This window comes from Shewanella saliphila (assembly GCF_014648295.1).
GTDB classification, from domain to species: Bacteria; Pseudomonadota; Gammaproteobacteria; order Enterobacterales; family Shewanellaceae; genus Shewanella; species Shewanella saliphila.
On sequence record NZ_BMQV01000036.1, the window covers coordinates 45418 to 51417 of the forward strand.

Below are 6000 nucleotides of genomic sequence, written 5' to 3' on the forward strand. Positions count from 1 at the left end.
GGTAAACAATAGGGAGATGAGTAATGGATGCAAGCGAGTTACAACCCGTAGAACAATTTTTGGCTGCACATTCTCCATTTGATTCATTACCTGCAGAGATCATTAGCCGTTGCGCTAAAACCATTACCGTGGGCTATTACAGTAAAGCTTCTGCTTTTGTTGAGTTCGATAAAGACAATCCTAAATTGTATATCGTCCGCAGTGGTGCATTTGAGGTACGCGACCCTGAAGGCGTATTAGTGGACCGTGTTGCAGAAGGCGAATGCTTTGGTTTTTCGACGTTATTGTCGGGTGAGAAGGTGGTTAATAAGGTCGCGATTTTAGAAGATGGCCTCGTTTATCACTTACCTCAGGCATTATTTGCTCAATTACGTGCAGAGCACCGCAGCTTTGATCAGTTTTTTACCCGAGCTTTTGCCAAGCGTTTACGAAATGAAGGTCGCTTTAAAGCAAAAGATCTCACCACTACCAGCCGCATAACATCAATTATGTGCGCTAAACCCATTACTATTCAAGCCCATGCTAGCGTAAATGATGCTGCTAAATTGATGCGTGAGCACAGAGTTTCATCGGTGCTGGTGATAGATAATCATAAATTGGTGGGCATTTTAACTGACCGTGATTTACGTAATCGTGTTATTGCTGAAGGGTTGGATGTCAACACACTGGTTAGCCAAGCCATGACGGTAAATCCCATTACCACCCATGCCAATGCGCTGGTGTTTGAAACCATGTTAACCATGAGTGAGCATAATATTCACCATTTGCCTGTGGTCGAGGGGACCGAGGCTCTTGGTATGATCACCAGTACAGATATTTTACGTGCGCAACGCTCTCAACCCTTATTGCTCATCGGTGAAATCGGCCGTCAGGCTAATATCGACAGTTTAATTCAAGTGAGTAAACAAATTCCGTTACTGTTACAAAATTTGATTAGCGCAGACGCCAGAGCGGAAGAAATAGGCCGAGTGCTAACATCGGTTACCGATGCATTAACGCGTCGCTTGATTGAATTAAACCAACAAATACTGGGTAAAGCTCCAATGGCTTTTTGTTGGCTAGCTTTTGGTTCACAAGGTCGCCAAGATCAGGTGGCATGTTCTGACCAAGATAATGGTTTATTGTTAGCCCATGAACCTGATGAGTTCGCTGCCGCATATTTTGAGACGTTAACTAAAGCGGTGTGTAAGGGGCTTGATCAGTGCGGCTATGTATATTGCCCAGGCGATATTATGGCGCAAAACCCTAAATGGCGGTTACCGCTTAACCAATGGAAAGCCTTATTTAAACATTGGGTGCTTGAGCCCGAGCCTAAAGCATTAATGCACGCCAGTATCTTTTTTGATATGCGCCCAGTATTTGGCCCGATAAGTTTGTTCAGTGAGTTACAAGATGAGGTACTAGCCTCGACAAAAGATAATGACATCTTCCTTGCCGGAATGGCGGGTAATTCACTCACAGAGTCTCCGCCATTGGGCTTTTTTAGAAAATTTGTGCTTGAGCGCGATGGCAGCGAAGTCAAAGGTATGGATTTAAAGCATAAGGGCAGTGCGTTGATTAATGACATCGCTCGGGTTTACGCATTAAGTGCGGGTATCAAAGAGGTGAATACGGCTAAAAGGATCAGAGCCTTAATGGATGCCAATATTATTAATCGTAAAGATGCGCTTAATCTTGCCGATGCGCATGAGTTTATTGCACATATGCGCCTAGCCAATCAAGGATATCAGGTAACCAATAATTTACCGGTAAATAATTTTTTAAAGCCACAGCATTTATCATCATTATTGCGGCATCAATTGCGCGATGCATTTAAGGTGGTGCATGACGCACAAGCGGGTATAAAGCTGAAGTTTTTGAGGAGCTTTTAGTGGCCAATCTGTGGTGGATCAAAGCATTACTGTGGCGTAGTAAAACAAAATCATTACCTTTGCCGTTAAAAAATTATTTAGCGGCAATCACACCTGTGTTAAGTCAACGTTTTATCGACGCCCCATTAATGGCGATTGATCTGGAAATGACAGGGCTAGACCCACTGCAAGATCAAGTGATTAGCATCGGTATTGTGCCCATTGTGAATGGCGTTATCCCGTTAGATAAAGCGCAACATTTAATGATTGCGATCAGTGGCAGTGTTGGTCAAAGTGCCACAGTACATGGCATTGTTGATAATCAATTACATAAAGCACTGTCAATTGAACAAGCTATGCAATGGCTTTTAGCCCAAACCCAAGGGCACATTTTAGTCGCCCATCATGCGCCATTGGATATTCAGTTTATTCAGCAACAGCTACTGCGTTGTTTTGGATATTCAATACCTTTGGTGTTTATCGACACTTTAGCAATAGAAAAAAAACGCTGTTTAAGACAACAAGATGTTTTACGGCAAGGTTCTTTGCGATTAGGCGCGAGTAGAGAGCGTTATCATCTACCAGTTTATTCTGCGCATAATGCGTTGGTTGATGCCTTATCTTGCGGCGAATTGTTATTAGCGCAAGTTGCTGCCATGGGGGGGATGAAACAGTTGTCGCTGAAAAACCTTATCGATATATATTAATGACCATTGAAATTAAAAAGCCAGTCGTGATGACTGGCTTTTATTTTTCAAACAACAGATTATAAGCAATTATGCTTCGCTGTTGTCTACTTTACTTAAAAAATGATCAACCGCTGGCTTAATCATTTCTAAGGCTGTTTTGTCACAAGGCGATAATTCGGCATCACTGGTATGAATCGGTGTGGTACGCTCACCCCATTTGAGTAACAACGCCGCAGAGGTTAACCCCGCACCAAATGCACATGACAAAATGGTTTGTCCTGCGACAATTCTACCCTGTGATAATGCATCACAAATGGCGATAGGGATAGTTGCCGCAGAAGTGTTACCATAGTCAGCAATATTCACAAAGGCTTTTTCTTTTGGGATCTTCATTCGGCTGACGAGGGTATCAATAATCCGCTCATTGGCTTGATGTGGAATAACAAAATCAACATCATCAATATTGGTATTGCATTTTTCGAGCACTTTGGCGCTTAAGTTCGCCATGCCATGAATCGCACGCTTAAACACTTCCTGGCCGTTGATGTGGATATAAAAGTCCAGTGATTCATTATCAAATCGGTCCATCTGGGTGCCAAAGTTAGACTGTAAAATATGACGACCTTCAGGATCGTTATTTAACTCATAACCTAATATGCCGCCCGGAGTTTCACTTGCTTCAAGCACAATTGCTCCAGCACCATCACCAAACAATACCGCGGTTTCACGGCGTGACCAATCAAGGTAAAACGATAGACGTTCAGCACCAATAATCAACACCTTTTTATTTTGGCCACTTTTAATCATTGAGCTTGCTAAGCCCACGCCATATAAAAAACCACTGCACGCGGCATTAATGTCAAATGCTGCGCATGTGGCGCCAATATTTGCCTGCACAGTAGAAGCAATATTCGGGATTAGGGTATCCGGACTTGCCGTGGCTAAAATGATTAAGTCGAGCTCACTGCCATCAATGCCTGCGGCCGCTAGCGCATGTTTGGCCGCGACAGAGGCCATTTCTGACGTATTAACGTGGCTTATATTGCGCTTACTGATACCTGTACGAGTCTTGATCCACTCATCGGTGGTGTCCATGAATGTGGCTAAGTCATCGTTAGTCAGTGTGGCTGGTGGAACAGACTTTCCCCAACCGGTAATGTGTGCATACTGCATAAACGTTCTCTCAATACGTATTAACAATTAAATAAATAGCTTTAATATCAATTAATAATATCAAACCTGTATGTTTGATTAAGAATTTTATTGTTGTTATGACTTAATTTTTTGTTCAACTAATTTGGTAATTGAAGCGGCTGCACTCAAAATGTGCTCATGCAATAATGCCGTTGCTTTTTCGACATCACCGGCTTTACACAGTTCAAGTAATATTCTGTGTTCACGTTCAGCAGTGGGTATGCCACCCGTAAATAACAGTTGTAATCGAATATAACGATCGCAATTGGTATTAAGCCCATGCACAACATCTAGCGTGTGTGGTCTATTGGCCGCTTTATACAAACGCGTGTGAAAACGTGTGTTGAGCTCACTCCAACTGGCGACAGATTCTTTGAGCTTAAAAGCTAATTCTAGTTGTACGAGTACGGCTTCTGCATCGGCAATATCTTGCTCGGTTAAATTGGGTATTGCTTTAGCCAATAAATCAGATTCAATCATGGCGCGCAATTCAAATAACTCAGTCACTTGCTCTACAGATAATTTAGTTGCTGTAGCCCCTTTATGCGGCTCAAAGTTAATCAGCCCTTCAGCTTCTAATTGCACTAATGCTTCGCGTACAGGAATACGGCTTACGTTCAACTGTTCAGCAATCGCTGACTGTCTGAGCGGCTCGCCTCCTTCTATATCACCCGAAAGGATCTGTTCTCTGAGCGCTTCTACAACAAGTTGTGTGCGGGTTTTGTGAATAATAGGAGGTATATTGCTCATGTCATTTTTATCACTACTAATTTATTCGAGCAAGGGTAACGCTTAGCTAGCGCTTTATAAAGTGAAACCTATACATAAATATGGATAAACATCATAAATGTAATCTAAAGCAACTTAAAATAAACAAATAAGTAAAATTTGTGAGTTTATCTGGCACCAAATAGTCGTCAATGGGATAATCACAACAATATCCAGTTTAAGGAGTGTTAGGTTGAAGAAGGCAGTATTTCTAGATCGCGATGGTGTCATTAATAAAGACACGGGCTACGTGCATAACGTAGACGACTTTGAATATATAGACGGTGTATTTGAAGCTTGTAAAGCGTTAAAAGACATGGGCTACTTATTAGTTGTTGTCACTAATCAATCTGGTATTGCTCGCGGCATGTACAGCGAAGATGATTTTCATCACCTCACTGAGTGGATGGATTGGAACTTTGCCGATAAAGGTGTCGAACTCGACGGTATTTATTATTGCCCACATCACCCCGATAAAGGCATTGGTGAATACAAACAAGATTGTGACTGTCGTAAACCTAAACCTGGTATGTTGACCTCAGCGGCTTCATTTTTAAAAATCGACTTGAGTCAATCTGTGATGGTGGGTGACAAAGCCGATGATATACGCGCAGCACATGCCGCAGGTATTCAAACCGCCATCTTGGTTCGTTCAGGTAAAGTGGTCGACGAGACAGGTATTGCACTGGCGACGACCGTTGTTGATAGTATTGCTGATGTACCGCAATTTTTAAGTCAGCGTTAATTATTCAAATATGGTCCTATAAGGCATGCGCTAACAATCCCTTTTTATAGCGCATGCTTTATGATTCTCTCATTCTCATCTCACCGCACCGCATTTCTGTCTACATTTATCACTAGTATGTGTTAAAAGGCATATTATTGCTTTGTTATCCTGACTTAACATTGTTTTAACTTGGTTTGAACCACATTTATTGCTTAATGAGATAAATTGGACACTTTATATAAAGACAAATGCATAACACGGGCTATTACAGTGACATTAAAGACAGCATAAAAAGATAACAACAGACCGATTTTGTTCATAAAGTCAGCTAAAACAGCCTAAAATAAGCTGTTAAGTTTAAAAACTGTGCAATTAAGCAATAAACTTAAGAAAAAACATTAAAAGGCCTTGCACAAAAAAATGAGTTCCCTATAATGCGCACCACTGACACGGAACACGGCGTCTAACGCTTCGTTACCGAGTCCGCTCTTTAACAATTTATCAAGTAATCTGTGTGGACATTCACAGGTATTGAGTTATTCGAAATTGTCTTCTTGTTCTTCGGAATGTAGGCAATCAAAAAATTTAACTCAATGATGAGAATGTTCATAGTAATATGAAGCTACAGCAATGTAGTGAGTAATTTGTGAGCTCTTTGAGCGAAGCGAATTATGACAGTAGAATTCATTGAGCCGTTCGACGTAGTCGAACAAAAAAACTTTAATTGAAGAGTTTGATCATGGCTCAGATTGAACGCTGGCGGCAGGCCTAA

5 protein-coding genes are annotated in these 6000 nt (G+C 41.6%); 3 read left to right on the plus strand and 2 right to left on the minus strand.

Translation table 11 applies throughout. The annotated features are described in order from the left end of the window. Positions 1-23 precede the first annotated feature (23 nt). A complete protein-coding gene (locus IEY48_RS15260; RefSeq protein WP_188921829.1) occupies positions 24-1871 on the plus strand; it encodes a DUF294 nucleotidyltransferase-like domain-containing protein in 1848 nt (615 codons plus the stop codon). An 8-nt stretch (positions 1872-1879) separates the two neighbouring features. Further along, complete coding sequence (locus IEY48_RS15265) at positions 1880-2557, plus strand: exonuclease domain-containing protein (protein ID WP_229786509.1); 678 nt, start codon at positions 1880-1882, stop codon at positions 2555-2557. A gap of 69 nt (positions 2558-2626) precedes the next feature. On the opposite strand, the gene IEY48_RS15270 is transcribed toward IEY48_RS15265, so the two are convergent. Both IEY48_RS15270 and IEY48_RS15275 read right to left on the minus strand, forming a co-directional pair. After that, positions 2627-3712 (minus strand): ketoacyl-ACP synthase III, encoded by a 1086-nt coding sequence (locus IEY48_RS15270; protein WP_188921831.1) that lies wholly within the window; start codon positions 3710-3712, stop codon positions 2627-2629. Positions 3713-3808: 96 nt separating this feature from the next. Beyond that, positions 3809-4483 (minus strand): GntR family transcriptional regulator, encoded by a 675-nt coding sequence (locus IEY48_RS15275; RefSeq protein ID WP_188921833.1) that lies wholly within the window; start codon positions 4481-4483, stop codon positions 3809-3811. Between the two features lie 211 nt (positions 4484-4694). On the opposite strand from IEY48_RS15275, the gene gmhB reads away from it, so the two are divergent. Next, on the plus strand, positions 4695-5246 hold the full coding sequence (gmhB, locus tag IEY48_RS15280; protein WP_188921835.1) for a D-glycero-beta-D-manno-heptose 1,7-bisphosphate 7-phosphatase: 552 nt from the start codon (positions 4695-4697) through the stop codon (positions 5244-5246). Positions 5247-6000: the final 754 nt, after the last annotated feature.